Source organism: Marinobacterium sp. YM272 (assembly GCF_050908845.1).
In the GTDB taxonomy this organism is placed as follows: domain Bacteria; phylum Pseudomonadota; class Gammaproteobacteria; order Pseudomonadales; family Balneatricaceae; genus Marinobacterium_D.
Genome location: NZ_CP194171.1, coordinates 3,746,573 through 3,772,831 on the forward strand (window position 1 = coordinate 3,746,573; position 26,259 = coordinate 3,772,831).

Genomic DNA, 26,259 nt, shown 5'->3' on the forward strand with positions numbered 1-26,259 from the left:
AGACCTTCGTTACTACCATTATTGGTAGTAACGAATTAACTCTTAACTTCGGGCATGTATTGGACGAAACGTAACGATGTTCAAATCTATGAGTCCCGGGGCTGCAGCCCCGGGACTCATTTTCTTTTATCTGATTAGTTGATCGGGCAGCCTTTGCGATCAACGAAGTCAGGTTCACCCTCCAGCGGGCATTTATCACGGTTGTTCGGCACGCCATCACCGTCGATGTCATCATCGCAAACGTTACCAATACCATCACCATCAAAGTCATTTTGATCGGAATTTGCAATTAACGGACAATTGTCATCGACGTCGACGACGCCATCACTGTCCACATCACTATCGGGTGATGGTGGCTCGTCGCAGACATCACCGACACCATCTCCATCCAGATCACTCTGGTCAGCGTTTAGATCAAATGGGCAGTTGTCTTTATTATCGACAACACCATCACCATCCATATCACCGTTGCCGGTTAACTTTTCACAGGCATCGCCTAAACCATTACCATCGCTATCCGACTGATCGGCGTTAGGTACATTAGGACAGTTATCGATTGAATCAGGCACCCCATCACCATCGGCATCCGCTTGATTTGGCGTGTCATCACAGGCATCGCCTATCCCATCGACATCTGTATCGACCTGGTCTGGATTTACAACTATCGGGCAATTGTCCTTGCTGTCCGAAACTCCGTCGCCGTCCACATCGGTCTTACCCTTGATGTCGCACAGATCACCAATGCCATTTCCATCTGAGTCGGCCTGGTCTGGGTTAGGAACCAACGGGCAGTTATCAATACCATTCTCGATACCATCGCCATCACTATCGTTATTGGTCGGGTCGTTCGGGAAGGGATCGCAGGCATCACCCAAGCCATCGCCGTCGTTGTCGACCTGGGTCGGGTTCGCAATGGCCGGGCAGTTATCGGCCCCGTCAAGCACGCCGTCCTGGTCCTGGTCGCCGTTGGCCGGGTCATTGGGATAGGGGTCGCAGGCGTCGCCGAGGCCATCGCCGTCGGTGTCGATTTGATCTGCGTTGGCATCCAGCGGGCAGTTGTCGACATCACCGCCAACCCCGTCGCCATCAGCATCGTTAGCCGGGTCATTGGGGAAAGCGTCGCAGGCATCACCCAGGCCATCACCATCGCTGTCGGTCTGATCGCTGTTGGCCACCGCCGGACAGTTGTCTATTTCACCACCAACTCCATCGCCGTCGGCGTCGTTGGCTGGGTCATTGGGGAAGGCGTCGCAGGCATCACCGAGGCCGTCCCCGTCGCTGTCGGTCTGGTCTGCATTGGCTACAGACGGACAGTTGTCAATCTCATCAACGATACCATCTCCATCAATATCTGAGATACCTTCAGTCCGAAACGCCCATAATTCATTTCCATGGTCATAATCTCTAGCGCTGAACAATACCAGGCCAGAGAGATTAACCAGCCAATCTGGGTCACTACTTTCAACACCTGAATAAATATCTGATATTCTCTGAGTCCCTTCTGATGTGCCATCACTCATCCATAGTTCATTACCGTTTATACCATCATTGGCTGCAAAAAAGGCTTTACCATCAAATGACAATATTGTATCACTTTGGTAAATAAAAGAGCTTTCACTAGTGCCATTTATATCCTTTAATAAGATAGTTCCAGATTCACTTCCATCAGTTACCCAAGGTTCATAGTTACTACTACCATTAAATCTCGCAATAAAATAAAGAAGTCCATTTGATGAAGAAAAACTCCCCGGATCCGATCCAGTAAAACTACCACCTGGAATTATATCTTTAACCAATTGAACTTCCAGAGTTTCAGTATTAACACGCCATAACTCCGAGTCTGAAAATCCACTATCACATCCACAATATATATTCCCATTCATATAGTGATTAAATATACCAAAAGAAAATGACTCAGAAGGAGGAGGAACCTGAAAAGTGCCCTCCTCTGTTCCATCACTTACCCACATGATGTCGTTCGTATTAAAAAATAATCGGCCATTACCATTAATTAAATGCCAAGGAAAACTGCTATGCGAATCAAAGGGGTTCATGTCCTTAACCAACACAGTGCCATTGTATGTACCATCACTTTTCCATAGCTCAGTGCCTTGAATTGAACTTCCTTGAGCACTGAAAAATAATGTTCCATTAACATTGGTTAACCAACTAGGGTTGCTTCCACTGCCAATCGAGTCAATATTTATGTTTCTAACCAAATAAGTGCCGTCAGAAGTGCCATCACTTCTCCATAGCTCTATACCATTTAGGCCATCATCCGCACTAAAATATAGTACTCCATCAACTCCGGTGAGTTCATGAGGGTTACTACTTCCGAATGGATTGATATCCATTACAAGCATAGTACCTGCTTCGGTACCATCTGTTTTCCATAACTCTGTTGCATTAAGCTCATCGGTGGCAGTAAAAAACAGTGTATTTCCAACTACGGTCAAGTTTTCAGGATTACTACTTCCTCCTTGAGGATAAATATCCTTAACCATTAAAGTTCCAGAATCAGTACCATCACTTTTCCACAGCTCAGTGCCACTTCCATCAAAATTAGATGAAGAGTAAAAAATTGATCCTGCAAAGCTTATAGAATTTGTTATAAAGCTATCACCGCTCCCAATATTACTATCTTGGACTAGATAGCTCGTATTAGAAAATGCCTTATTAGTAAGGATAATAGAAAACACAAATAAAACTGCTCTTATCCAGGCTAGTTGTGACATCATTCACTCCCTCCTGTAGATATTGGCATTTTGATTACACAGGCCAACATAGTTTCTATGCTGAGCCTGTCTGTTATCGAAAAATGTAGCTCGAATTCTTCACTTTATTTACTACCACTATTGGTAGGTCAACTTGGCATAGAGGTCTTGAGGATTCAGAGTAAAACCAGGATTTCCAGACTACTTAAAAGTACTACCCTATCCCTTCAAGACTTAAAGAGAAAAAGGGACAGGCTTGTTTGAGGCGAAGCCGAGTTTCCTGTCCCGCTCTTTCAGGCGAGAAGCGCAGGGAAGTCGGCGAAGCCGACCAAACTGCAGGGGCGGCTTCGGATCGCCAAGGGACTTGTCCGCACAAGTCCCTTGGCTCGCCAGCAGGCGAAACCTGCACTCAAACACTGCTCCCAGGCACAACAAACCACCACAAACAAAAACGCCCAGCACAATGGCTGGGCGTTTCTATGTCACCTGGGTGACTAAACCCCAAGATCACTCCTCGCGATAAGAATCCACCGACGGGCAGGAGCAGATCAGGTTACGGTCGCCGTAAACGTTATCGATACGGTTAGAGCTCGGCCAGAACTTGTTCTCACGGCTCGCCTGGGTCGGGAATACCGCTTCAGCGATGCTGTAGGCACGATCCCACTCGCCGGTGATATCGGCCAGGGTATGCGGAGCGTGGTGCAGCGGGCTGTTTTCGGCAGTCCACTCGCCGCTTTCGACGCGGGCGATCTCGGCACGGATGCTGACCATCGCTTCGACGAAGCGGTCCAGTTCCGCCTTGGACTCGGATTCGGTCGGCTCGATCATCAGCGTGCCCGGTACCGGGAACGACATGGTCGGGGCGTGGAAGCCGTAGTCCATCAGACGCTTGGCGATATCCTCTTCGCTGACACCTGTCGCTTCTTTCAGCGGACGGATATCGACGATGCACTCGTGGGCCACACGGTCGTGCTTGCCACGGTAGAGGATCGGGTAGTGCGCCGACAGCTTCTCGGTCAGGTAGTTGGCGTTCAGGATCGCCATCTGGGTGGAGCGCTTCAGACCGTTCTTGCCCAGCATACGGATGTACATCCAGCTGATCGGCAGGATCGCACCGGAGCCGTACGGAGAGGCGGATACCGCACCGTTGTTCTGCTTCTGGCCAGCCACGTGAGTGACGCTGTGACCCGGCAGGAACGGCGCCAGGTGCGCTTTAACACCGATCGGGCCCATGCCCGGACCACCACCGCCGTGCGGGATGGCGAAGGTCTTGTGCAGGTTCAGGTGGGATACGTCAGAGCCGATCACGCCCGGCTTGGAGATGCCGACCTGGGCGTTCATGTTGGCGCCGTCCATGTAAACCTGGCCACCGAACTTGTGCACGATCTGGCAGATCTCGACGATCTCCTGCTCGTAGACACCGTGGGTGCTCGGGTAGGTCACCATCAGTGTGGAGAGGTTGTCGGCGTGCTCTTCCGCCTTGGCGGCCAGGTCGGCCACGTCCACGTTACCCTGCTCGTCACACTCGACGATCACGACCTTCATGCCCATCATCGCGGCGGATGCCGGGTTGGTACCGTGTGCAGAGGACGGGATCAGGCAGACATTACGGTGGCCTTCACCGAGGGACTCCTGGTATTTGCGGATCGCCAGCAGGCCTGCGTATTCACCCTGGGCACCAGAGTTCGGCTGCATGGAGACAGCGTCGTAACCGGTGATGTCGACCAGCATCTCTTCGAGCTGACGGATCATCTCCAGGTAGCCAGCGGTCTGATCATGCGGCGCAAACGGGTGCATGTTGGCAAACGCGGCCCAGGTGATCGGCGCCATTTCGGAAGTCGCGTTCAGCTTCATGGTACAGGAGCCCAGCGGGATCATGCCGTGCACCAGGGAGTAATCGCGGTTTTCCAGCTTCTTCAGGTAACGCAGCATTTCGGTTTCGCTGTGGTAGCTGTTGAAGACCGGGTGAGTCAGGATCGCGTCGGTACGGCGCAGCGCTTCCGGCAGGCCGGTGGTTTCACCATCGACGATGCTGGCGTCCAGCTCGTCGATAGACAGACCGTGGTCGCTGCCCAGCAGCAGTGCCAGCAGGTTTTCCACATCCTTGCGGGTGGTGGTTTCATCCAGGCTGATGCCGACATGCTCGCCACCCACCAGACGCAGGTTGTAACCGGCCGCCAAGGCGCCTTCGATCACTTCGCCGGCGTTGGTTTCTTTCACGGTCAGCGTGTCGAAGAAGGTGTCGTTGCACTTCAGGCCGCCCTGACGCAGGCCGTTGGCCAGGATAGTGGTCAGGCGGTGTACGCGCTCGGCGATGCGGCGCAGTCCTTCCGGGCCGTGGTAAACGGCGTAGAAGGAGGACATGTTGGCCAGCAGTGCCTGGGCGGTACAGATGTTGGAGGTCGCCTTCTCACGACGGATGTGCTGCTCGCGGGTCTGCATCGCCATGCGCAGCGCCGGGTTGCCACGGCTGTCTACGGAGACACCGATAATACGGCCCGGTACCGAGCGCTTGAGCTTGTCGGAGGTGGCAAAGAAGGCCGCGTGCGGGCCACCAAAGCCCATCGGCACGCCGAAACGCTGGGCGGAACCGAAGACGATGTCGGCACCCAGTTCGCCCGGTGACTTCATCAGCACCAGTGCCAGCAGGTCGGTGGCAACGCAGACCATGGATTTCTGATCCTTGGCCTTGGCGATCAGGGCTTCCATATCGGCGATATCGCCGTGGGTGCCCGGGTATTGCAGCAGCACGCCGAAGCTGTCGTACTCATCCAGCTTCTCAGCCTTATCGACCACCACCTCGAAACCGAAGTATTCGGCGCGGGTGCGGATAACGTCGATGGTCTGCGGATGCACGTCACTGGAGACGAAGAAGGTATCGGTCTTCTTGCGGTTGGAGCGCTTGCACAGGGTCATCGCCTCAGCAGCGGCGGTGGCTTCATCCAGCAGGGAGGCGTTGGCCAGCGCCATGCCGGTCAGGTCCATCACCATCTGCTGGTAGTTCAGCAACGCTTCGAGACGGCCCTGGGCGATCTCGGGCTGGTACGGGGTGTAAGCGGTGTACCAGGCCGGGTTTTCCAGCACGTTACGCTGGATAACGCCCGGCACCAGCGTGCCATAGTAGCCCATGCCGATCAGCGAGCGCTTCACCTTGTTCTTGGAGGCGATCGCTTCGAGTTCGCTCAGCGCTTCGGTTTCGCTGATACCCTCCGGCATCGCCAGTGCGTCATCAAGACGGATAGATGCGGGTACTGCCTGCTCTATCAGTTCGTCCAGGGATTTCAGCCCCAGGGTATCGAGCATGGTCTGCTCTTCCTGCCCATCGGGTCCGATGTGACGCTGGGTAAATTCGTCGTGACCTTCCAGTTCACTCAATCCACGGAGTTCTGTTGCCATCTTGTCTGCCCTTTTCTGACGTTGCGGGGGTTGAAGAATAATAGTCGCATCGGGCGACACCTGCCGCCCGATGGAGATGTGGTCGTGCGTATCAGCCTTCGCTTACAGCCTTGGCGTAAGCTTCCGCATCCATCAGCTTGGCCAGCTCGGATGCGTCGGACATGCGGATCTTGCAGATCCAGCCGTCGCCGAACGGGGCTTCGTTGATCAGCTCCGGGCTGTCGTCGAGCTGTTCGTTGGCTTCGATCACTTCACCACCAACGGCAGCGTAGATGTCGGATGCCGCCTTGACCGACTCAACCACGGAAAACTCTTCACCCGCTTCAACTTCACGGCCAACTTCAGGCAGTTCAACAAATACCACGTCACCCAGTTGCTCCTGGGCAAAGTCGCTGATACCAACAGTAACGGTACCGTCACCGTTGTCGCGGACCCACTCGTGGGAAGATGCATATTTCAGGTCAGTCGGAAGATCGCTCATTGTTCGCTATCCATCTGTTAGTCGGTTGTAGTTTGGTGATCAGTAGCTTGGTGATTAACAGTTCACCACATTCACGGCGAGCCCCCCTGTGGAGGTCTCTTTATATTTATCCTGCATGTCGGCACCGGTCTGGCGCATCGTCTCGATCACCGAATCGAGCGAAACGAAGTGCTTGCCATCCCCTCGCAACGCCAGGCGGGCGGCGTTAATCGCTTTTACCGCACCCATGGTGTTACGTTCGATGCAGGGTACCTGGACCAGACCGCCGATCGGATCACAGGTCAGGCCCAGGTTATGTTCCATGCCTATTTCGGCGGCGTTTTCGATCTGACGGACACTGCCACCCAACACCGCACAAAGGGCACCGGCAGCCATGGAACAGGCCACACCGATTTCGCCCTGGCACCCCACCTCGGCGGCAGAGATCGAAGCGTTACGCTTGTACAGCATCCCGATCGCCGCCGCCGTGGCGAGAAAATTCACTATGCCTTCGTCATTAGCGCCCGGCACAAATCGATCATAGTACGCCAGCACCGCGGGGATCACGCCCGCCGCGCCATTGGTCGGCGCGGTGACAACACGCCCACCGGCGGCGTTTTCTTCGTTGACGGCCAACGCATAGAGGTTGACCCAATCAAGTACAGCCAGATGGTCATGCAACTGACCACCCGGCTTTTCAATCAGTTCCTGGCACAGGTGATGCGCTCTGCGCCTGATTTTAAGGCCACCCGGCAACTCGCCGGTCTGGCTGCAGCCACGGTGGATTGCCGCATCCATCACCCGCCAGATCTCCAGCAGGCGCGGGCGAATCTCCTCCGCTGCCGTGTACACCTCCTCGTTGGCGAGTACCAGTTCAGCGATACTCATCCCCTGCTGCTCGGCGAGCTGCATCAGCTCTTCCGCCGTGCTGAAGGGCCAGGCTTCTGGCTCCCCCTTGGGCTGAGGCGGGCTGGTTACTTCGTCCTCTGTCAGTACGAAGCCACCGCCGACCGAATAGCAGGTCAGGCTGTATACCTCAATGCCGGCTTCATCCCTGGCAGCGAAACGCACACCGTTGGGGTGTGCCGGCAGACTGGCGCCCATATTGAAGCGGATATCCTGCAACGGATCGAATCTCACGCCTTGCAGCGGGCCGGCGGGCAGGGATTGCGCCGCATTGATCTCTGCGATAATCCCGGCTACCCGGTCCGGATCGACCGATTCGGGCCGCTCTGCGCACAAGCCCAGCATCACCGCGGTATCCGTGGCATGGCCTTTACCGGTCATCGCCAGTGAGCCGTAAAGCTGCACCTGCAGTGACGCCGTCTGCTCTTTGAGACCGGCCTGCACCAGCTCATCGACAAACCGGTGAGCCGCTATCATCGGGCCTACGGTATGGGAGCTCGACGGCCCTATACCCACCTTGAACAGATCGAAGATACTGAGCGCCATCTGCTTTCTCCGTCTACACTCAACGCCGAAAACGCATTGCGATAACTGCAGTGTAAACCAGTTGCGCTGGATGGGGCGGCAGACTAACAACTGTCGACCGATCGGGCAAGAAAATAATTTCCTATTGGAAACATCACCAAACGAAGAAACGTTTTACACCGGGCACTTCAAGGCAGGAAAGTTTCCTTTAATAATAGGCAATTACACAGTGATATCGGCAGATATCACAACCCGAATCACAGCAGACGGACGCTACTGCAACGGTTAACCAAATTTGTTTCTTATAGGAAATTTTGGTTAACATATCGCCGGATTCACAACAGGATTTCAGAGGCTTCCTATGGAAGAGACATTGCTGCATACCCCCCTTTTCGAGCTGCATGAAGAGCTCGGCGCCCGCATGGTGCCCTTCGCCGGTTATGCGATGCCGGTTCAATACACCAGCGGCGTACGCAAGGAGCACCTGCACACCCGCGAGGCTGCCGGCCTGTTCGACGTCAGCCACATGGGCCAGGTGTATATCCGCGGCGAAAACGCCGGCGCCGAACTCGAGCGCCTGGTTCCGGTGGATATCATCGACCTGCCGGTGGGCAAACAGCGTTACGCGCTCTTCACCAACGATCAAGGCGGCATCCTCGACGACCTGATGGTCACCCGTATGACCGATGGCTACTACCTGGTTATCAACGCTGCCTGTAAAGAAGCCGACATCGCTCACCTGCGCGCCAACCTGGGCGAGGGCACCGAACTTGAAGTGCTGGACAACCACGCGCTGATCGCCCTGCAGGGACCGAAAGCGGCCGAGGTACTGATCCGTTTTCAGCCGGAACTGGTCAACATGGTGTTCATGGACAACCTGGTGGTGGATATTGCCGGCATCAACTGTTTCGTCAGCCGCTCCGGTTACACCGGCGAAGACGGTTTCGAAATCTCTGTCCCCGCCTCCCGCTGTGAAGAGCTCGCGCGCAAGCTGCTGGCAGAAGACGAAGTGGAAGCGATCGGCCTCGGCGCACGTGACTCCCTGCGTCTCGAAGCGGGGCTTTGCCTGTACGGGCACGATATCAGCACCGACACCACGCCGGTGGAAGCAAGCCTTCTCTGGGCGATCTCCAAGGTGCGCCGCAGCGATGGCGCCCGAGCCGGCGGTTTCCCCGGCGCAGACGTTATTCTCAAGCAAATTGATGAGAAATCGGCAGCGCGCAAGCGCGTCGGCCTGGTGGGCGAAGGTCGCGCACCGGTGCGCGAGGGGACGGAACTGTTTGATGCCGAGGGCAACAAGCTGGGTGAAGTGACCAGCGGTACCTTTGGCCCGAGTGCGGCGCTGTCGATCGCCATGGGCTATGTAGACAGCAGCGCGAGCGCGCTGGATACAGAAGTGTTCGCGGAAGTACGCGGCAAGCGTCTGCCGATGAAAGTGTGCCGTATGCCTTTCGTACCGCAGCGCTACTATCGAGGTTAACTAATTCGCGGTTAAGCAGCAAAAGCGCGATCAAGGCCCGGCTTCAGGCCGGGCCTTAGGATGCCTGATGCGATGCCACATCCACAAAGCGGTCGTTAATGCCGCAGATGGTGCGGGCCAGCTCTCGCGACAGGTTCAGCATCAGGATGCCGAAGTCCGATGGCAGATCGAGGTGCAGCTGATAGAAGAGATCGGTATCCACACGCAGGATGACGCTGCGCTCCAGTGCACTGGCGGATCCCTGACGATCCAGTAGTCCGATCATCGAGACATAGCCCAGCTCTTCACCGAACCCTACCTCGCGCATCAACAGCCGGCCGTTGTCGACCTCCCGGTAGTACCCCAGCCGACCTTCCAGCACCACGACAAAAAAGCCCCCGGGTTCACCGACACTGAATATCTTGTCACCCTTATCGAGCGCCTGCAGCTTGCCTTTACTTAACAGGAAAAGAATCGCCTCCTCGCTTAATGCGCCGAAGGTCGAGGCCGTCTTGAAATAATCAAGACCCGACTTCTCCAGGACTCTTTGCCCATCCAGATCTTTCATGTTTCACCCACTGTCCGCTTACCGATCGTTTCAGCCTTGCTAACCGGTAATTCGAACCCGTCTTGTTATCGATAACGCGTTAGAGCCGCTCAAGGCTCTCTTCCAGAGTGGACCCGTCGCCGCCTGAAGACAAGTTACACCTTGGTACAATAACAGGATAGACCGCCCTGCCGGATTCAGTGCTCCTGCGGCGGCTCATCCTCGCGCCTTTTGCCGGTTATACGTCGCAGCATCTGAAACTGTTTATCGCAACGCCGACAGTAGCGGCACATCATCAGGTGAGTTCGCAGAGAGAGACGCTCGCTCAATGACAGGGGCCGGTCGATCTGAATCGACATCAGCTCTGTCGCCCGCTTGCACGCCATTGTCATAACTCTTCCCCTTCTTTGCTGAACCAGCCCGACTCCAGGCAGGCACGCAGTTTCAGCCGTGCCCGGTGCAGAATGACCCAACAGTTCTTTTCGGTGATCTCCAGGCACTCACAGATCTCGCCGGTCTCCAGCCCCATCAGCTCACGCATGGTGAACACCTGGGCGCCGCTTTTAGGCAGATGGAACACGCACAGATCGAACACTTCCCAGAAGCGGTCGTTCTCACAGGAGGTTTCCGGCTGAACCCAGTTTTGCGGGCGCGCCCCCACCGCCCAGTGGGCGTGGTCGGTAAACATCTCATCGACCTCCGGCATGGCCTCGGGATTATGTTCGGCGACGACATCACGCCCCCGCCGGCGGATCGCATCCACCAACTTGTGACGCAGAATACCGAACACCCAGGTCTCAAACTGGGACTGCCCCTTGAACCGGTGCAGCGACTCCAGCGCGCCCGCCAGGGCTTCCTGCACCATATCCTCGGCGTAGACCGGATCCGACAACTGCAAACGGGCAAAGGCCAGCAGTCTGGGCCTTACCGCCACCAGTCGTTTCTGTAACTCGGCCGCGCTCTCCTGCGACGGGGCGCTATCCTTTTCTGTGCTCAAAAACGCTCTCCTTTGTTGCTCTGTCGCGGGTCGAGTAAAAACCTTACACCTCATTGACCAGTCACACTCGCCCCGAGGCTGAACGCGACAGCTAAAATGCAATCAGCTAAGATCCGACGAACAACCCAAACTAAGGATGGCAGAATGAAAGCTCCCGTCGGAGGAATCAAGAAAACCTGGGCCACCGCCGCACTTCTGAGCGGTGTTTTTCTGCTCAGCGCCTGCTCACCGGAAGTCGGCAGCCCGGAGTGGTGCGCCGATATGAAGGAAAAACCCAAGGGGGAGTGGACAGCCAATGAGCTGGCTGACTTCACCAAGAACTGCCTGATGCCCTGATTACAGGGCCGGGTGATCCAAGCAACTTAGCGAACAAGGAAAGTTTGATAATGGAACAAGCCGTGAGCACAAAAGCGGCCGGAAATGTCCGGCTGGTTTATATCCTTTACCTGGTCGGCCTGGTTGTCGGTGTTACCGCCCTGGTCGGGCTGGTGATGGCCTATATCAACAAAGGAGACAGTGACAGCGTCGCCGCCTCCCATTACCGCTTCCAGATCCGTACCTTCTGGATCGGGCTTCTGATGATGGTCATCGGTGTCATCACCACGCCGATCATCCTTGGCTGGTTTGTTTTCCTGTTCTGGACCATCTGGCTGATCATCCGCTGCGTCAAGGGCCTCAACTACCTGGAAAAGGGCCTGGCCCATCCTGAGCCTGCAACCTGGATGTTTGGTTAAAGCTCGCACCGCCCCGCTCAGACAGAGGCGATCTCCGCCTCTGTCAGTGCCCTGAAGCCACCGGGCACCAGGGCGTCATCCAGCGCAATCTCTCCCATACTCTCCCGGTGCAGAGACACCACGCGATTACCCACCCGGGCGAACATCCGTTTGATCTGATGGTAGCGCCCCTCATAGATTGTCACTTTCGCCTCACGCTCGCCAAGACGCAGCAGCTGCGCCGGCGAGGTGGTCAGGTTCTCGGTCGAAAAGTAGAAGCCCTCGGCAAAGCGCGCCTCGGCATCAGCGGCAATGGGCTCGGCCGTGGCCACCCGGTATACCTTGGGTAGCTTCTTACCCGGTTCGGTGAGACGGCGTGACCAGAGACCATCGTTGGTCAGAATCAACAGCCCCGTGGAGGCACGATCCAGGCGGCCGCCGATATGCAGCTCATTGCGAAGCGCCGGTGGCATCAGCTCCATCACCGTGGGATGCTGCGGATCACTGGTGGCACTGAGATAGCCCGGTGGTTTGTGCAGCATGATGTAGTGCGCCTTGCACTCCTGAAGGATCTGCCCATCCAGCGTCACCCGCACAAAACGGTCGATCTCCATCCGCGCATCCTGGATAACGGCATCGTTCACGCACACCCGGCCTGACGCCACGGCCCAGCGGGAGTCACGGTGAGAAAGATCGCTGTGTTTACAGATGAATTTATCGAGACGCATGGCGCAATTATCTCAGATCCGGCGGAGTCCTTGCCAAGCTTTATCGATATACGGATACTTCGCGGTTTCGCAACAGGCGCAAGGTAGACGCGATGACACAGATTACTGACGGCACCGTGGTGCAGTTTCACTACACCCTGACCGATGCCGATGATACCCAGATCGAAACCAATATCGGCGCTGATCCGCTGGCCTACCTGCACGGCCACGGCGGCATGATCCCGGCGCTGGAAGAGGCGCTGGAAGGCAAGTCCAAGGGCGATACGCTGCACATCACTCTGACACCGGAGCAGGCCTACGGCGAGCGCCGCGAAGGCCAGGAACAGCGCGTACCGCTGAAACACCTGCAGGGCCTGCCCAAGGGCGCCCGCAAGTGGCAGGCGGGCATGGTCGCGGTGGTGCAGACCGACCAGGGCATGCGCCAGGTCACCGTGGTCAAACCGGGCCTGAAAATGGTGCTGGTTGATACCAACCACCCGCTGGCCGGCAAGACGCTGACCTACGATATCGAAGTGGTCGACGTTCGCGAAGCCACCGATGAAGAGATCGCCCACGGCCACGCTCACGGCGTCGGCGGCCACCATCACTGAGTTATATTGAGGCGCCCGCCAGCCTGCAGGCGAGGGGCGCCTGAACGACTATGCTTAAACTGTTAACCCAACTGTTAGGGAGAAAACCCATGGCACGCGCAAGCGCACGTCACATCCTCGTCGGTACCGAAGCTGAATGCCAGGCACTGAAAGACCAGATCGCCAACGGCGCAGACTTCGCTGAACTGGCCAAAGAACACTCCCAGTGCCCGTCCGGCCGTCAGGGTGGCGAGCTGGGCAGCTTCGGCCCGGGCCAGATGGTTCCTGCTTTCGATAAAGTCGTTTTCAGCGCACCGATCAATGAAGTTCAGGGTCCGGTTCAGACCCAGTTCGGCTACCACCTGCTGGAAGTCACCAGCCGCGAAGACTGATCGCCACATTCACGACGCATAGCCTTCGTGAATCCAGCGCCCGGGCTGCCAGGGCCCGGCGCTCTCCCCTGCTCTTTTTCCTCTTCCTGCTGCACTATGTAAGCTGGCCCCATCTGGCCGAACCCGCCCCACCGGTCTAGGCTTCTGTTGATAAGGAAAACCGAAGACGCCTGCCAGGCACTGTTCACGGCGGATACTCCAGTGAAAAAGCGGCCCTACAACAAACACTTTCTCAGCCTGCTGGGCTTGCTGGGACTGCTGTTGCTCTGGGCAGCCGTTCAGCTCTCGATGACCGCCGCCGCCAGCCGCACCGCCTATGACCTGATCCTGCTGCTGCTCGACCTGGCCGCGTTCGCCATCATCGCCACCCTGCTCTATCCCAGCGTCAAACGCTGGCACCAGACCGGCTTGCTCAATATCCGCGAAGGGCCCAGGTACAAAACCGCCTTTGAAGAGGTCGCGCTGGGCCTGGCCCACGTCAATCTCGACGGCACCTTTCTCCATGTGAACAAGTACCTCTGCGACTTTCTCGGCTACTCTGCGGCAGAAATGCTGCAGAAACGCTTCCAGGATCTGTCGCTGGCAGAGGAACTGCCCGAAGCCATCCATTTCCTCAAGGAGGCCGTGGCCGGTGAGATCGACCAGAGTTTCTCTTCTATCAAGCGTTATCGACACAAGCAGGGCCACCTGGTGTGGGCGAAACTGACAACCCGGTTGATTCGGGACAGGCGCAGCAAACCGCTCTACTTCCTCTCGTCGATCCAGGATGTGTCGGAATTGATCCACAAGGAAAATCAATTGCGCCGCTCGGAAGAGCGCTTTAAAAACATCGCCGACTCGATCTCCGCTGACGTGGCGATCTGGCTCAGCAGCGAAAACCTCGGCCAGACCCTTTATGCCAACCGGGCTTACGCGAAGCTCTGGTCACAGGATGTCGACGCGCTCTATGCCGATCCGAAAAGCTTTCTCGCCCCGGTTCATCCTGAGGACAGGGAACGCGTGGAACATAGCGTGAACCAGGGCAAGTACACCGACTTCAGCGTCGATTACCGGCTCGTTGTCGGCGCTCATTCGATACGCCATATTCGCCACACCGGCAGGACAGTCGTTGACCTGGGTAGTCCGATCTCTTTTGTGAATTCCGCCATCGACCGAACCGAGCTGGTTGAACACCAGGCCCGGCTGGATACGTCGCTGTTAAAGCTCAACGCCACTTATCAACAGCTCCAGCAGGTGGCTCGGCTCGACGCTCTAACCGGTGCCCTCAACCGCAGCGCTTTCAAAGAGAGGGTCGAAGACGCTCTGCAGCGCTACGGCCGCTATCGAACGCCCGCAACCCTGGTGTTTATCGACCTGGATCGTTTTAGGGAGATTAACGACAGCTGGGGACAAAGCGCGGGGGACAGGGTTCTTGTCTGCCTTGCTGAGCGGCTCAAAAGCCTGGTGCGCCAAACGGACGCGGTCGGCCGCCATGGCGGGGATGAGTTCGCACTGCTGCTGCCGAACAGTAGCGCCGAGCAGGCACTGGAGTTCTGTCACCGGCTGGGCGAAACCGTCCGGGTTGAGGTGGAAAAAGGCGAGGCGGTCGAGGCGGGGATATCGGTAGGTATCTGTGAACTCTGCGACGATATTGTCGATGCGGAGGAATGGATGCGCCTGACCGATCAGCAGCTGTACCGCAAAAAACAGGAAGCCCCCGGCCAGGGGGCTTCGGATTGACCGCTATCAGGCCGCGTGTTCGCGAATCACGCTGGAGCGGTTCATGGCGCTGATAATCGCATTCAGCGAGGCACTGACGGTATCGGAGTCGAACGCCACACCGATCACCCGTTCACCACCGGCATTGAGCTGCACATAGGTGATCGCTTCGGCATCCGAGCCCTCACCCAGGGCGTGTTCGGAGTAGTCGACCACATTGATCGAGTCACCGGTGGCGCGCTGCCAGGCACCGGCAAAGGCGGAGATTGCGCCATCGCCCTCGCCGGTGATGGTGCGTACTTCACCGTTGAAGATTACGTCGGCACTGATACGTTCGCCCTCTTCGCTCTCGATGCGGTAGCTCTTCAGCTGCACCGGATCGGAATCTGCCACGAAGTGATCGCAGAACAGCTGGTAGATCTCGGCACTGGAGATCTCCTTGCCCTTGGCTTCGCTCACTTTCTGCACCAACGGCGCCAACTCGAGCTGAGCCCAGCGCGGCAGACGGATACCGTAGTCGCGCTCCAGCAGGAAGGACATGCCGCCCTTGCCGGACTGGCTGTTCACGCGGATCACCGCCTCGTAGCTGCGACCTATATCCTTCGGATCGATCGGCAGGTAAGCCACCTGCCAATGCTCGTCCGGCTGCTGACGGTGCAGACACTTCTGGATCGCATCCTGGTGGCTGCCGGAGAATGCGGTGTAAACCAGCTCGCCGACCCAGGGGTGACGCGGATGCACCGGCATCTGGGTGCACTCGGTGTAAACCGCGATCATCTCGTCCGGGTTGGACAGATCCAGCTGCGGATCCACGCCCTGGCTGTACAGGTTCATCGCCATGGTGACGATATCCATGTTGCCGGTGCGCTCACCGTTACCCATCAGCGTGCCTTCGACACGGTCGGCGCCGGCCAGTACCGCCAGTTCCGCAGCGGCCACGGCACAGCCGCGGTCGTTGTGGGTGTGCACCGACACCAGGATGCTGTCACGCTTGCTGACCCGGTTGCAGAAGTACTCGATCTGGTCGGCAAAGATGTTCGGCGTGGTGTTCTCCACGGTGGACGGCAGGTTGATGATGCACGGGCGCTCCGGCGTCGGCTGCCACACATCGATCACCGCATCACACACCTCGACGGCGTAATCGATCTCGGTGCCGGTGAAGCTTTCCGGCGAGTACTGGAACTTCCACTCAGTATCCGGGTACGCCTCGGAACCCTGTTTCACCCACTTCGCGCCCTGCACCGCGATGGCAGTAATGCCGTCACGATCCTTGTTGAACACGCGCTCACGCTGCACGGTGGAGGTGGAGTTGTAGACGTGAACGATGGCGCTTTTCACGCCTTCCAGCGCCTGGTAAGTGCGGTCGATCAGCTCTTTACGCGCCTGAACCAGCACCTGGATGGTCACGTCTGCGGGAATCTGGTCCTCCTCGATCAACCAGCGTACGAAATCGTAGTCCGGCTGGCTCGCGGAGGGGAAACCAACTTCGATCTCTTTCAGTCCGATCTTAACCAGCAGAGCCCAGAGACGCTTTTTCTGGGCCACGCTCATCGGGTCCAGTAGCGCCTGGTTACCGTCCCGGAGATCGACACTGGCCCAACGCGGTGCGTGGGTAAGAGTACGATCCGGCCACTGGCGATTCTGCAATTTAACGGCAGGAGCCGGCTGGTAACGCTGATGGTTAAAAACGGTCATGGGATTATCCCTTGTATCTGAATGAGTTCGATTATCTGTCCTTGTGGGCCGTTTTGCCGGCCTGTTTCCTCTCGGCTCTTGTGAAGCCTCATCACCTTGTCACCCGGGTAGGGAGCGTTGGCGAAAAGGGTGTCGCTCCTGGGTGGCGGCCCGACACCTGTACCTTTCGGCAAACGTCGTCTTGGTAAGTCGACAAGGCATAGTCTACGGAAAAGAAAGAGGCAGATGATTTCAAAGTTGCGCATATATAGATTTTTTTGGCAATATTATTCCAAACCGAGACCATAATAGAGCAATAAATTACAATCCTTAAAATATTGAAGGCAGAGTATGCGTATCGACCGTCACGACCGCCACATTCTGGAGATTCTGCAGACAGAGGGCCGCATCAGTAATCAGGAGCTGGCCGACCGCGTGGGACTCTCCCCCTCCCCCTGTCTGCGCCGGGTGCGTGCGCTGGAGGAATCCGGTCTGATCACCGGCTACCGCGCCATTCTGGATGCCAAGGAGATGGGGCTGACACTGATGGCACTGCTGCATATCTCCATGGACCGCCACACCCCGGAGCGCTTTGCCAACTTCGACAAAACCGTGCGCGCCATCCCCGAGGTACTGGAGTGCCTGCTGATTACCGGCCAGGATGCGGATTACCAGATCAAGGTGATCGTTCACGATATGGAGGATTACCAGGACCTGCTGCTGAACAAGATCACCCGGATCGAGGGAGTCACCGGCGCGCACTCCAGCTTCGTGCTGCGCACCATCGTCAACAAGACAGCGATTCCGATCCCGGATCAGCTTTGATAGGCTCTGCGCCTTTCCCTATCAGGCTTTTAGATGTACACCCTTCGCCCCTATCAACAGGACGCCGTCGACGCCACGCTGAACCACTTCCGCAAAAGCGATGCGGCGGCGGTGATCGTACTGCCCACCGGCGCCGGCAAGAGCCTGGTGATCGCCGAGCTGGCCCGACTGGCGCGGCGGCGCATTCTGGTGCTGGCCCATGTACGTGAACTGGTGGAGCAGAACCACGCCAAGTACACGGCGCTGGGGATGGATGGCGGAATCTTTTCCGCGGGCCTGGGGCGTCGTGACAATGAACACCAGGTCACCTTTGCCAGTGTGCAGTCCCTGGCGCGCAACCTGGAGAGCTTCGACGATCAGTTTTCCCTGTTGATCATCGACGAGTGCCACCGCGTCAGCGATGACGAAAACTCCCAGTACCAACAGATCATTGCGCATCTAAAAGAGCGAAATCCGGGGCTGAAAGTACTTGGCCTGACCGCCACCCCTTATCGTCTAGGCTATGGCTGGATCTACCAATACCATCATCGCGGTATGGTGCGCGCTGAAGAGCCGCGCCTGTTCCAGCACTGTATCTACGAGCTGCCGCTGCCATTCATGATCAGGCAGGGTTACCTGACCGAGCCCAAGCTGATCGACGCGGCGATCGCCCACTACGACTTTTCCTCACTGCAACCCAGTGACAGCGGCAGCTACAACGAGACCGAGCTGAACAGCCTGATCGCCAAACACCCGCGGGTCACCCGGGCGATCTGCGAGCAGATCGTGGAGCTTGGTGGCCAGCGCGAAGGGGTTATGATCTTCGCCGCCACGGTACGCCACGCCCAGGAGATCATCGGCTATCTCCCTGAAGCTGAATCGGCGCTGATTATCGGCGATACCGAGTCCGATGAGCGTGAGCGACTGATCCAGGCGTTCAAACAAAAGCAGATCCGCTATCTGGTCAACGTGGCGGTGCTGACCACCGGCTTCGATGCGCCCCATGTGGATATGATCGCGATCCTCAGACCCACCGCCTCGGTGAGCCTGTTCCAGCAGATCGTCGGTCGCGGCCTGCGCCTGAGCCCCGGTAAAACCGACTGCCTGATTATCGATTACGCCAGTTCCGGCTTTGACCTGTTCCATCCGGAAGTGGGCAAACCCAGACCCGACTCGGATTCCGAGCCGGTGCAGGTGTTCTGCCCCGGCTGCGGCCACGCCAATATCTTCTGGGGCAAGACCGATGCCGATGGCCAGGTGATCGAGCACTTCGGCCGCCGCTGCCAGGGCATTCTGGAGATGGAGGGGGAAACACCCCAGCAGTGCGATTACCGTTTCCGCTTCAAGGAGTGCCCGCACTGCGGCGCCGAGAACGATATCGCCGCCCGCACCTGTCATCAGTGCAACGAAGCGGTGGTGGACCCGGATGATCTGCTCAAACGCGCGCTGCAGCTGAAGGATGCACTGGTGATCCGCTGCGCCGGCGTCAGCTTCAGCAACGCCAACAGCCGGCTGCGGATCATCTATCACGATGAACAGGGTGAAGAGCTGAGCGAAAGCTTCGATCTGACCCACAGCGGCCAGCGCGGCGTGTTCAACCGGCTGTTTGGCCGACGCTTTGGCGAGGGTACCCAGCCGCGCAAGTTCAAGTCTGCCGATGAAGTGGTCAGCCAGTCAGAAGGCTTTCGCGCGCCGGACTTTGTCATCGCCCGCAAGGTAGGGCGCGGTCAGAGCAGCCACTGGCGGGTGCGGGAGCGGTTGTTCGATTATGAGGGGAAATATCGGAAGGCTAATCAGTTGTAGGGATTAGCTCGAACCGCCCTGGAAGAGGTATGAAGCCTCACCAAAGCTCTCTTAGTGACCTACATATTCTCGCCGGTGTCGAGGCCGGTTTCGCCTGCTGGCGTATCAAGGGCCTTGTGCGGACAAGGCCCTTGATAATCCCAAACCGCCCCTACGCCTTGGTCGGCTATGCCGACTTCCCTGTGCTTCTCACCTGAAAGAGCAGGATCGACTCTTCACCTTAAGGGAAGTCGCCCCTTCGCGGCTCAGAAAGCCTTTCCCTTGTTTCTCTTTCAGTCTGCGATGCTCGGCTGCGGCAAAGGGGACAAAGTGCTGCACTAAGAAAGCCTGTAGAAACATCACCTTGTTCATAATTTGGTAGAACCAATCTTGAACCGCCAGAGCACTGACTATGTCATTGGGCAGCGCCTGCAAAAAGCACTTCGTTAGCGTGCCTGAGCCTTCGCCTTCTCTCTCTTCAGCGCATCCGACAGGCTCTCCTCCGGTCCTATCAGTATCGGCACATAGCGAACGGCAAACAGCGCGAAAGCGATCAGCCAGGCCGTGCCGGCCAGCATCATCAGCACCAGCGCGTGCTCGGGGATTAACGCGGACAGCAGCCGGGTAAGCGCCGCCAGGTGCACCGCGAGGAAGCTCAGCGACATCAGCACGCCTGCTTTGAGCTCACGATTGGTATGCCCCAGCGCTGCCCGTGACGCCACGGCCAGGATCATGCCACCCATGGCGCCCACCGCGAGGGCGTGAATACCTGCAGTTACCGGCACAGCGGTGGTGAACGAGGACAAGCCCAGCAGTACAAAGCCGATGCCCACCCAGAGATAACCCAGGTGCAGCGCAAGCAGAAGCGGCTCCGCGATGCTGGTCAGCCCTCGCCAGCGCAGCAGACGAGCGATCTGTAGGCCACCGGCGATGATCAGCAGCGAGCCGGCGACAGGTGGCGCTGCCAGGGTCACCCAGGCCAGCGTAGCCAAAAGCGAAAAGCCCACGGCGAGCCGATCTATCCAGCCGAACGTAGCCGGCATTTTCGACTTGTCTGCCTGCTGGCGGATCAGCCAGTTGCGGGTAAACGCCGGCGTGATGCGGCCACCGATCAGAGAGATCAGCAGCGCCATCAGCAACACCTGGGATTCCAGCAGATGCAGGCGATCAACGGCACCGAGCTGGAACAGCAGGCTGAACCCTGCCATCACCGCCAGGGCCAGGATCACCACCCGGTTGCGTTTATTACGGCTGATCAGGACTTCTCGCCCGACAAGAATCGCCAGCAGCACCCAGTAACCGGTATTGGCCAGCGTCAGCAGCCATACCGAGCTGTTACCGCTCCAGACCAGTGCTCTGCCGGCAATCCACAACAGCGTAAGCGCTACCAGCGGTACCCCCTGCACCGGAGGCCGCCCGGTCCATTTCGCCACGGCAGCGAGCAGAAAGCCGCCCACCGCGGCGCCGACAAACCCGAACAGCATCTCATGACCATGCCAGGCAACAGCACCCCAGCCCTCAGGTGCGTCCAGCGCGAAACCGCCTCCCAGGTAGGCAAGCCAGATCAACATGATGACGATCGCCTGAACGGCACAGACCAGGAAAAGCGGCCGGAAGCCGTTACTGAAGAAACGCGCCCAGGCGTTCCTCGGTTCCTGCGGTGGTGAGATCAGCATAAAAAGGCTCCGGTACTAAAGATGCATAAATTTTACATCTTTAAACCAATGAGCCGACAACCGCTGAATACCAATAACCTGATCCAGGTCAGTCGATCTGAACGCTGTGCCCGTCCGCCGCTGCAACGCCGAAATCAACTTGGTTATACTGCGAGAATATCCGGAAGCCCCGATTCTGTCCCGGCCCATCTCTATCATTTTGTAGCTGCAGTCGCGGTTCGGGCTTCTTGCCGCAACGCTCTGGAGCTGTGAATCATGCAACTGACCAAGTACACCGACTTCGCACTGCGCACGCTCATCTTCCTTGGCATTCAGCCAAGCGGCGAGCGCGTGACTATCACCCAGGTCTCCGAGCATTTCGATATTCCACGCAACCACCTGATCAAGATCGTTCACCACCTGGCGAAAGCGGGGTTTATCGATACGGTGCGCGGCAAAGGCGGTGGTATCAGGCTGGGGAAACCCTCAGCCGAGATCAACCTCAGAGAGCTGGTCGAAGCCACCGAAGAGACATTGCGCCCGGTAAACTGTGCTCACCCCTGTTGTCCGATCGCAGGCCACTGCAATCTGCAGGGCATACTCTTCGGTGCGCAGGAAGCATTTTTGAACGAACTCGGCAAACACACGCTGGCAGACCTGTGCGGCTCAGACAGCAATATGAGCGAGCTGCTGCATTTGACGACCGACCGCGCAGCCCAGAAACCGGCTATCCGAGCTCACGCCTGAGATCGCCGGGAAACCGGCTCAAGTGCGGCAGCCAGCGTCGGCGTAAAGCTCAACTGTTTTTCCACCGGTTGGATATTGGCCCGGGCCAACGCCCGTAGCGGCTGAAACTGCAGATCGGCCACCACAAGTTCAATCCCCCGCGCCTCGCAGTTGCTGCGGAAACGGGCAAAGGCACTCAGACCTCCCGCATCCAGCAGCGGCACCGCATCCATATAAAGTACCAGGCCGCGGGTATCCTCAAGCAGAGATTCCACCTCGTCAAAGACCCGCTCCGCGGCGGCAAAAAACAGCGGCCCAGTGACCTTGATCACCCGCCAGCCCGGCAGGAGTGGCTCTGGCACATGCTTGCGCTGGGTGGAAATATCGTTAACCCGCGTCATTCCGGCGATATCGCGCATAAACAGCAGCGACGCGAGCACGATACCGGTGGAGATGGCGATCACCATATCGAACAGCACCGTCAGCGACAGGCAACAGAGCAGCACGAGAATATCCCCCATCGGCGCGCGGCGGAACAGCGCCACCACCTTCGGCGCTTCGCTCATGTTCCAGGCCACCATCAACAGCAGTGCCGCCATACTTGCCATCGGCAGCCAGGCCAGCGCCGGTGCCAGCAGCAGCAATCCGGCCAGCACCACCAGCGCATGGATGACGCTGGCCAGTGGCGAGCGCGCGCCGGCACGGTAGTTTGCGGCGGAACGTGCGATGGCAGCCGTGGCGGTAATACCACCGAAGAAAGGCGCCACCAGGTTGCCCAGGCCCTGCCCGAGCAGCTCACCGTTGGCGTGATGGCGCCGGCCGGTCATGCCGTCCAGCACCACCGCGCAAAGCAGCGATTCTATGGCGCCGAGCATGGCAATGGAGAACGCCGCCGGCAGCAGTTCGCGCACCGTTGTCCAGCTCAACTCGAACGCCTGCCCATCCACGCCCGGCTGCTGCCAGGGCCACTCAAATCCGGGCAGTATCGGGGGGATCCCCTGCCCGGTGGAACCATCGGGCAGCTCGTACATGAAGCGGCTGCCGATGGTATCGATGGCCGCTCCCTGCTGGTTCAGCCAGTAGGCCAGCCCGGTACCCAGCAGGATCGCCGGCAGATGCCCGGGGATCGGCAGACGCAGGCGTGGCCAGAGAATCAGCACAGCCAGCGTCAATCCGGCGACCAGGGCATTGGCCCAGTGCCACTGCGGTAGCCGCTGGATCAGCTCGACGACTTTGTCCAGGTAGTGTGCCGGCAGGTTCTCCGTCGCAAGCCCCAGCAGGTCAGGCACCTGCAGCGTGGCGATAACGATGGCGATCCCCGCCGTAAACCCCAGCGTCACCGATTCAGGGATGTACTCGATCAGACGGCCAAGCCGCGCCAGCGCCAGACCGATAAGGATAAGCCCCGCCATCACCGACGCCAGCAGCAGCCCCGCCAGCCCGAACTGCTGGGATACCGGGTAGAGAATCACCACGAAGGCGGCAGTGGGGCCGGACACGCTGAAGCGGGAGCCGCCGGTCAGCGCGATCAGGAAACCGGCGATGATCGCCGTATAGAGACCGTTTTCCGGGCGCACGCCACTGGCGATCGCCAGCGCCATCGACAGCGGGATAGCGATGATGCCAACGGTGATCCCGGCAATCAGGTCCGAGAATAGATCCCGTCGCTTATAGCCCTCGGCCAGAGACTCCCGTATCGCGCTGGCAAAGGAAAGGCTGTGCAACCGGGCTCGACGGGACGACATCGCTAAACGGACCTGCAGGTAAATGAGTAAGTATGCATAAACATTACAAGCGACTTTGGTTAAAATGCAATGTTAATAGCATTAACATATAGTCTACTTACCTGACGGCGCGGCCCGTCACCCGGGAGTTTGTATGGAAAAACGCACAGCCCGCCTGACCCTGTTGATCGATCCCAACAAGAAAGCGGTTTTCGAGAAACTCTGTTCCGAGCAGGACGTCACCCCCTCTCAGATGGTTCGCAAGTTCATCCGTGATTTCATTGAGGAAAACCTCGGGCCTGACTGGCGGGACCAGGTACTGGTTGACGATAAAGACAGGCCCAAAGAGCAATAACCACAGAGTGTAAAGGTTTATAAACTCGAGGCCTCAGAGTAGAATTCGCGCAATTTTTGACCACCCCTTTTGACCCTTACCTGGAGTAACTGCATGCGCCTAGCGGAAGCGGAAAGCCTGATGCTGAACATCGGCCTTGTGATATTTGCCGGTTTTGTCTTCTTTATCATTTATGACCTGGCGAAAAAGTCGAATGCCGGAAAGTTCGGTACCTTTGTGCTTTTCTTCGCTCTGGGCCTGGGCCTGGCCGCGTTTCTGCTGAAGACCGTGGTGGTCGAGATGATCGAAGGTGGCCACGTCTAAGGTCCACCCCGAACACATTCCCCGGGCAGGCCCTCTGCCGGCCCGGCATTTCACCTCCCCGCTTCAACTGGGTTATAGTCGCTGCAAACAGCTAGCTGCAGGGAGTGGCCCATGGATCCGGTTCTGATCACTATTCTGGTGATTATTGCGCTTGTCGTCGTTTACGCGATCTTTATCTACAACCATCTGGTGCGGCTCAAGCACAACGTCTCCCGCGCCTTCTCCAATATCGACGTACTGCTCAAGCAGCGCCATGACGAACTGCCCAAACTGGTGGAAACCTGCAAGCAGCATATGGGCTACGAACAGAAAACCCTTGAAGCGGTGATGAAAGCACGCTCGGCTGTGGCCAGCGCCAGCGATAGCGGCGATATCAAGGCACTGGGCCAGGCGGAGAGCCAGCTGCGCCTGGGCCTTGGCAACCTGTTCGCCGTGGCGGAGGATTACCCGGAACTGACCGCCAGCGAATCCTTCATGCACCTGCATGGCCGCATCAGCGGGCTGGAGTCTTCCATCGCCGATCGCCGCGAGTACTACAACAACTCGGTCAACCTCTACAACATCCGTATCGAGCAGTTCCCCGACATTATCGTCGCCCGCAGGCTGGGCTTTACCGGCGCCACACTGCTGGAGTTTGACGAGGCCGAGAAGGCAGACGTAGACCTCAAATCCCTGTTCAACTGAGGCGGTCATGCTGCTGGACCTGAATATCGAAAGTCATGAACGCCTGATCGGCCTGATAATCTGCATCATCGGCTTTCTGGTCTGCGTTTTCTTCGCCTTCCGCCGTTTCGGCCATTACCGCCTGATCGTCGACACCCCCACGGCGCTGATCCGCTCGGCGCCCCAGGGTTATGTGGAGATCAGCGGCAGCGTCATCGCCGGCGAAGACGGCCAGCTGCGCTCCCCGCTCTCCGGCCAGCCCTGCGTCTGGTACCGCATCAAGGTGGACCGCTACGAGCGCAACAGCAATAACAAGGGCGGGCGCTGGCGTTCGGTACGCCGGGAAACCTCACAAGCCTGGTTCCAGATCGATGACGGCACCGGTATCTGCCTGGTCGATCCTGAGGGGGCGATGGCGGCCACCCAGCACAAAAAAGTCTGGTTCGGCCACACCGAGATGCCTGGCGCCGCACTTTCCACCTCCTCCTTCCAACAGTACAGCGCCAGACTTGTCGGCAGCTTCGCCAGTGGGCGTTACCGCTATACCGAAGAGCTGATCTTCGAGCACGAACGTTTATATACGCTTGGCAGTTTCCAGAGCGTCGGGGGCGGTCGTGAGCGGCTCGACCTGAAAGCGGCCACCACCGACATCCTGCGCGGCTGGAAATCGGACCAGGCGGCATTAATTGGCCGCTTTGATGCCGATAAAGACGGCAAGATCGATCAGCAGGAGTGGTATGAAGCGCGCAAACAGGCACTGCGCGAGGCAAAACTGCAGCAGCGTGAAATGGACAAGATGCCAACTATGCACGTGCTCGGTGACCCAAAAGAGCAGGGCCACCCCTTTGTTATCTCCACTTTTGACGAAGAACGCTTGCTCAGCCGGTTTCGCTGGCAGCTCGGTGGTTTCATGGCATGCGGATTGCTTGCATTCTGGTTAGGGCTAGAGCTGCTTTTGACAACACCGGTCTAAATGCAGCCAGGGCCCACCGTTAAGGGAATCTAACAGCCTGAGAGGCAGCAAGCGATGACCTCTAACCGCAACCCTGTACACTACATGCAACACCCCACCAATATTGCACTGGTACTGACACCGATCGACACCAGCGCCACCGGCAACCCTACGCTTCCACTGGGACTTATCTGCAACACCGATACACCCTATGCCAGCGGTGAACAGATAGAGATTTCAGCGCCGAAACAGGCACCTGAAATGTCGATTCGCGGTGAGATCGCCTGGTGCCGTTCCACCGGCGCAGGCCACCAGGTGGGCGTGGCGTTCAATAAATCGGACGAGCTGTACAAGATCCGCATGCTGGAGCAGCTGTGCCATATCGAAGAGTATCGTCGTACCCACCCATCGCGTAATCACCCGGAAAAACAGGGCGCTGCGCTGGAGTGGATCGAGAAATTCGCCGCTCATTTCCCGACAGATGGCCTATAATGGGCAGTCGACGTCAACCAACTGA

The 26,259-nt window shown here is 57.8% G+C and carries 24 protein-coding genes and 2 pseudogenes; 15 read left to right on the plus strand and 11 right to left on the minus strand.

Annotation, left to right across the window (positions count from 1 at the left end; genetic code table 11):
* Nucleotides 1–134: 134 nt before the first annotated feature.
* The 4 genes from ACQUQP_RS16695 to ACQUQP_RS16710 form a co-directional block, all read right to left on the minus strand.
* Entirely contained in the window at nucleotides 135–2,738 is a 2,604-nt protein-coding gene (locus ACQUQP_RS16695; RefSeq protein WP_432696165.1) for an ELWxxDGT repeat protein, read from the minus strand.
* Between the two features lie 483 nt (nucleotides 2,739–3,221).
* Nucleotides 3,222–6,110 carry an aminomethyl-transferring glycine dehydrogenase gene (gene gcvP, locus ACQUQP_RS16700; RefSeq protein ID WP_432696166.1) on the minus strand — a complete coding sequence of 963 codons (2,889 nt, stop codon included), beginning with the start codon at nucleotides 6,108–6,110 and terminating at the stop codon, nucleotides 3,222–3,224.
* Between the two features lie 91 nt (nucleotides 6,111–6,201).
* Nucleotides 6,202–6,591: a glycine cleavage system protein GcvH gene (gene gcvH / locus ACQUQP_RS16705; protein ID WP_432696167.1), complete on the minus strand. Its 390-nt coding sequence runs from the start codon at nucleotides 6,589–6,591 to the stop codon at nucleotides 6,202–6,204.
* 54 nt (nucleotides 6,592–6,645) lie between these two features.
* Entirely contained in the window at nucleotides 6,646–8,022 is a 1,377-nt protein-coding gene (locus ACQUQP_RS16710) for an L-serine ammonia-lyase (RefSeq protein ID WP_432696168.1), read from the minus strand.
* 340 nt (nucleotides 8,023–8,362) lie between these two features.
* Here ACQUQP_RS16710 and gcvT point away from each other — a divergent pair, with 340 nt between their 5' ends.
* Complete coding sequence (gene gcvT, locus ACQUQP_RS16715; RefSeq protein WP_432696169.1) at nucleotides 8,363–9,481, plus strand: glycine cleavage system aminomethyltransferase GcvT; 1,119 nt, start codon at nucleotides 8,363–8,365, stop codon at nucleotides 9,479–9,481.
* A gap of 55 nt (nucleotides 9,482–9,536) precedes the next feature.
* Here the strand turns inward: gcvT and ACQUQP_RS16720 are convergent, their stop codons facing one another.
* From ACQUQP_RS16720 to ACQUQP_RS16730, 3 genes are all read right to left on the minus strand, one after another.
* Nucleotides 9,537–10,028 carry a Crp/Fnr family transcriptional regulator gene (locus ACQUQP_RS16720; RefSeq protein WP_432696170.1) on the minus strand — a complete coding sequence of 164 codons (492 nt, stop codon included), beginning with the start codon at nucleotides 10,026–10,028 and terminating at the stop codon, nucleotides 9,537–9,539.
* A 176-nt stretch (nucleotides 10,029–10,204) separates the two neighbouring features.
* Nucleotides 10,205–10,399: a zf-HC2 domain-containing protein gene (locus ACQUQP_RS16725; RefSeq protein ID WP_432696171.1), complete on the minus strand. Its 195-nt coding sequence runs from the start codon at nucleotides 10,397–10,399 to the stop codon at nucleotides 10,205–10,207.
* A complete protein-coding gene (locus ACQUQP_RS16730) occupies nucleotides 10,396–11,004 on the minus strand; it encodes a sigma-70 family RNA polymerase sigma factor (RefSeq protein ID WP_432696172.1) in 609 nt (202 codons plus the stop codon). Before ACQUQP_RS16730 ends, ACQUQP_RS16725 begins: the two co-directional genes overlap by 4 nt.
* 144 nt (nucleotides 11,005–11,148) lie before the next feature.
* On the opposite strand from ACQUQP_RS16730, the gene ACQUQP_RS16735 reads away from it, so the two are divergent.
* Both ACQUQP_RS16735 and ACQUQP_RS16740 read left to right on the plus strand, forming a co-directional pair.
* Nucleotides 11,149–11,340, plus strand: coding sequence for a DUF3012 domain-containing protein (locus tag ACQUQP_RS16735; protein ID WP_432696173.1), 192 nt, complete (start codon nucleotides 11,149–11,151; stop codon nucleotides 11,338–11,340).
* A 50-nt stretch (nucleotides 11,341–11,390) separates the two neighbouring features.
* The gene (locus ACQUQP_RS16740; RefSeq protein ID WP_432696174.1) at nucleotides 11,391–11,738 is read left to right on the plus strand and encodes a DUF4870 family protein; all 348 of its coding nucleotides are present in this window, start codon (nucleotides 11,391–11,393) and stop codon (nucleotides 11,736–11,738) included.
* A gap of 17 nt (nucleotides 11,739–11,755) precedes the next feature.
* Here ACQUQP_RS16740 and ACQUQP_RS16745 read toward each other — a convergent pair whose 3' ends face one another.
* Nucleotides 11,756–12,445: a 16S rRNA pseudouridine(516) synthase gene (locus ACQUQP_RS16745; protein WP_432696175.1), complete on the minus strand. Its 690-nt coding sequence runs from the start codon at nucleotides 12,443–12,445 to the stop codon at nucleotides 11,756–11,758.
* A 92-nt stretch (nucleotides 12,446–12,537) separates the two neighbouring features.
* On the opposite strand from ACQUQP_RS16745, the gene ACQUQP_RS16750 reads away from it, so the two are divergent.
* The 4 genes and pseudogenes from ACQUQP_RS16750 to ACQUQP_RS16765 form a co-directional block, all read left to right on the plus strand.
* Nucleotides 12,538–13,035 (plus strand): FKBP-type peptidyl-prolyl cis-trans isomerase, encoded by a 498-nt coding sequence (locus ACQUQP_RS16750; protein ID WP_432696176.1) that lies wholly within the window; start codon nucleotides 12,538–12,540, stop codon nucleotides 13,033–13,035.
* 89 nt (nucleotides 13,036–13,124) lie between these two features.
* Complete coding sequence (locus tag ACQUQP_RS16755; RefSeq protein ID WP_432696177.1) at nucleotides 13,125–13,406, plus strand: peptidylprolyl isomerase; 282 nt, start codon at nucleotides 13,125–13,127, stop codon at nucleotides 13,404–13,406.
* A 288-nt stretch (nucleotides 13,407–13,694) separates the two neighbouring features.
* Nucleotides 13,695–14,147, plus strand: a pseudogene (locus ACQUQP_RS16760) (PAS domain S-box protein); the annotation flags it as partial.
* A 543-nt stretch (nucleotides 14,148–14,690) separates the two neighbouring features.
* A pseudogene (locus ACQUQP_RS16765) lies at nucleotides 14,691–15,125 on the plus strand (GGDEF domain-containing protein); the annotation flags it as partial.
* A gap of 6 nt (nucleotides 15,126–15,131) precedes the next feature.
* Here the strand turns inward: ACQUQP_RS16765 and leuA are convergent.
* Nucleotides 15,132–16,799, minus strand: a complete 1,668-nt coding sequence (gene leuA / locus ACQUQP_RS16770; RefSeq protein WP_432696178.1) for a 2-isopropylmalate synthase — start codon at nucleotides 16,797–16,799, stop codon at nucleotides 15,132–15,134.
* Between the two features lie 330 nt (nucleotides 16,800–17,129).
* Between leuA and ACQUQP_RS16775 the strand changes: the two genes are divergently transcribed.
* On the plus strand, nucleotides 17,130–17,603 hold the full coding sequence (locus ACQUQP_RS16775) for an Lrp/AsnC family transcriptional regulator (RefSeq protein ID WP_432696179.1): 474 nt from the start codon (nucleotides 17,130–17,132) through the stop codon (nucleotides 17,601–17,603).
* Nucleotides 17,604–17,636: 33 nt separating this feature from the next.
* A complete protein-coding gene (locus ACQUQP_RS16780) occupies nucleotides 17,637–19,385 on the plus strand; it encodes a DEAD/DEAH box helicase (protein WP_432696180.1) in 1,749 nt (582 codons plus the stop codon).
* Between the two features lie 425 nt (nucleotides 19,386–19,810).
* Here ACQUQP_RS16780 and ACQUQP_RS16785 read toward each other — a convergent pair whose 3' ends face one another.
* Nucleotides 19,811–21,040, minus strand: a complete 1,230-nt coding sequence (locus ACQUQP_RS16785) for an NnrS family protein (RefSeq protein WP_432696181.1) — start codon at nucleotides 21,038–21,040, stop codon at nucleotides 19,811–19,813.
* Between the two features lie 255 nt (nucleotides 21,041–21,295).
* Between ACQUQP_RS16785 and ACQUQP_RS16790 the strand changes: the two genes are divergently transcribed.
* A complete protein-coding gene (locus ACQUQP_RS16790) occupies nucleotides 21,296–21,766 on the plus strand; it encodes an Rrf2 family transcriptional regulator (RefSeq protein WP_432696182.1) in 471 nt (156 codons plus the stop codon).
* Here the strand turns inward: ACQUQP_RS16790 and dauA are convergent.
* The gene (gene dauA, locus ACQUQP_RS16795) at nucleotides 21,757–23,490 is read right to left on the minus strand and encodes a C4-dicarboxylic acid transporter DauA (protein ID WP_432696183.1); all 1,734 of its coding nucleotides are present in this window, start codon (nucleotides 23,488–23,490) and stop codon (nucleotides 21,757–21,759) included. The genes ACQUQP_RS16790 and dauA overlap by 10 nt on opposite strands.
* A 133-nt stretch (nucleotides 23,491–23,623) precedes the next feature.
* On the opposite strand from dauA, the gene ACQUQP_RS16800 reads away from it, so the two are divergent.
* From ACQUQP_RS16800 to ACQUQP_RS16820, 5 genes are all read left to right on the plus strand, one after another.
* The gene (locus ACQUQP_RS16800; RefSeq protein ID WP_432696184.1) at nucleotides 23,624–23,824 is read left to right on the plus strand and encodes a CopG family transcriptional regulator; all 201 of its coding nucleotides are present in this window, start codon (nucleotides 23,624–23,626) and stop codon (nucleotides 23,822–23,824) included.
* Nucleotides 23,825–23,917: 93 nt separating this feature from the next.
* The gene (locus ACQUQP_RS16805) at nucleotides 23,918–24,127 is read left to right on the plus strand and encodes a DUF2788 domain-containing protein (protein WP_432696185.1); all 210 of its coding nucleotides are present in this window, start codon (nucleotides 23,918–23,920) and stop codon (nucleotides 24,125–24,127) included.
* Between the two features lie 111 nt (nucleotides 24,128–24,238).
* Complete coding sequence (locus ACQUQP_RS16810) at nucleotides 24,239–24,811, plus strand: LemA family protein (protein ID WP_432696186.1); 573 nt, start codon at nucleotides 24,239–24,241, stop codon at nucleotides 24,809–24,811.
* A gap of 7 nt (nucleotides 24,812–24,818) precedes the next feature.
* Nucleotides 24,819–25,763: a GIDE domain-containing protein gene (locus ACQUQP_RS16815; RefSeq protein ID WP_432696187.1), complete on the plus strand. Its 945-nt coding sequence runs from the start codon at nucleotides 24,819–24,821 to the stop codon at nucleotides 25,761–25,763.
* 54 nt (nucleotides 25,764–25,817) lie between these two features.
* Nucleotides 25,818–26,234: a PilZ domain-containing protein gene (locus ACQUQP_RS16820; RefSeq protein ID WP_432696188.1), complete on the plus strand. Its 417-nt coding sequence runs from the start codon at nucleotides 25,818–25,820 to the stop codon at nucleotides 26,232–26,234.
* Nucleotides 26,235–26,259 lie beyond the last annotated feature (25 nt).

Coding starts and splice junctions, on each gene's coding strand:
- ACQUQP_RS16780 (WP_432696180.1), top strand. CDS start 17,637: ATGTACACCCTTCGCCCCTATCAACAGGACGCCGTCGACGCCACGCTG.
- dauA (WP_432696183.1), bottom strand. CDS start 23,490: ATGTCGTCCCGTCGAGCCCGGTTGCACAGCCTTTCCTTTGCCAGCGCG.
- ACQUQP_RS16775 (WP_432696179.1), top strand. CDS start 17,130: ATGCGTATCGACCGTCACGACCGCCACATTCTGGAGATTCTGCAGACA.
- ACQUQP_RS16710 (WP_432696168.1), bottom strand. CDS start 8,022: ATGGCGCTCAGTATCTTCGATCTGTTCAAGGTGGGTATAGGGCCGTCG.
- ACQUQP_RS16820 (WP_432696188.1), top strand. CDS start 25,818: ATGACCTCTAACCGCAACCCTGTACACTACATGCAACACCCCACCAAT.
- gcvH (WP_432696167.1), bottom strand. CDS start 6,591: ATGAGCGATCTTCCGACTGACCTGAAATATGCATCTTCCCACGAGTGG.
- ACQUQP_RS16745 (WP_432696175.1), bottom strand. CDS start 12,445: ATGCGTCTCGATAAATTCATCTGTAAACACAGCGATCTTTCTCACCGT.
- ACQUQP_RS16800 (WP_432696184.1), top strand. CDS start 23,624: ATGGAAAAACGCACAGCCCGCCTGACCCTGTTGATCGATCCCAACAAG.
- ACQUQP_RS16725 (WP_432696171.1), bottom strand. CDS start 10,399: ATGACAATGGCGTGCAAGCGGGCGACAGAGCTGATGTCGATTCAGATC.
- ACQUQP_RS16695 (WP_432696165.1), bottom strand. CDS start 2,738: ATGATGTCACAACTAGCCTGGATAAGAGCAGTTTTATTTGTGTTTTCT.
- ACQUQP_RS16735 (WP_432696173.1), top strand. CDS start 11,149: ATGAAAGCTCCCGTCGGAGGAATCAAGAAAACCTGGGCCACCGCCGCA.
- ACQUQP_RS16810 (WP_432696186.1), top strand. CDS start 24,239: ATGGATCCGGTTCTGATCACTATTCTGGTGATTATTGCGCTTGTCGTC.
- ACQUQP_RS16785 (WP_432696181.1), bottom strand. CDS start 21,040: ATGCTGATCTCACCACCGCAGGAACCGAGGAACGCCTGGGCGCGTTTC.
- ACQUQP_RS16815 (WP_432696187.1), top strand. CDS start 24,819: ATGCTGCTGGACCTGAATATCGAAAGTCATGAACGCCTGATCGGCCTG.
- gcvP (WP_432696166.1), bottom strand. CDS start 6,110: ATGGCAACAGAACTCCGTGGATTGAGTGAACTGGAAGGTCACGACGAA.
- ACQUQP_RS16805 (WP_432696185.1), top strand. CDS start 23,918: ATGCGCCTAGCGGAAGCGGAAAGCCTGATGCTGAACATCGGCCTTGTG.
- gcvT (WP_432696169.1), top strand. CDS start 8,363: ATGGAAGAGACATTGCTGCATACCCCCCTTTTCGAGCTGCATGAAGAG.
- ACQUQP_RS16720 (WP_432696170.1), bottom strand. CDS start 10,028: ATGAAAGATCTGGATGGGCAAAGAGTCCTGGAGAAGTCGGGTCTTGAT.
- ACQUQP_RS16740 (WP_432696174.1), top strand. CDS start 11,391: ATGGAACAAGCCGTGAGCACAAAAGCGGCCGGAAATGTCCGGCTGGTT.
- leuA (WP_432696178.1), bottom strand. CDS start 16,799: ATGACCGTTTTTAACCATCAGCGTTACCAGCCGGCTCCTGCCGTTAAA.
- ACQUQP_RS16750 (WP_432696176.1), top strand. CDS start 12,538: ATGACACAGATTACTGACGGCACCGTGGTGCAGTTTCACTACACCCTG.
- ACQUQP_RS16755 (WP_432696177.1), top strand. CDS start 13,125: ATGGCACGCGCAAGCGCACGTCACATCCTCGTCGGTACCGAAGCTGAA.
- ACQUQP_RS16790 (WP_432696182.1), top strand. CDS start 21,296: ATGCAACTGACCAAGTACACCGACTTCGCACTGCGCACGCTCATCTTC.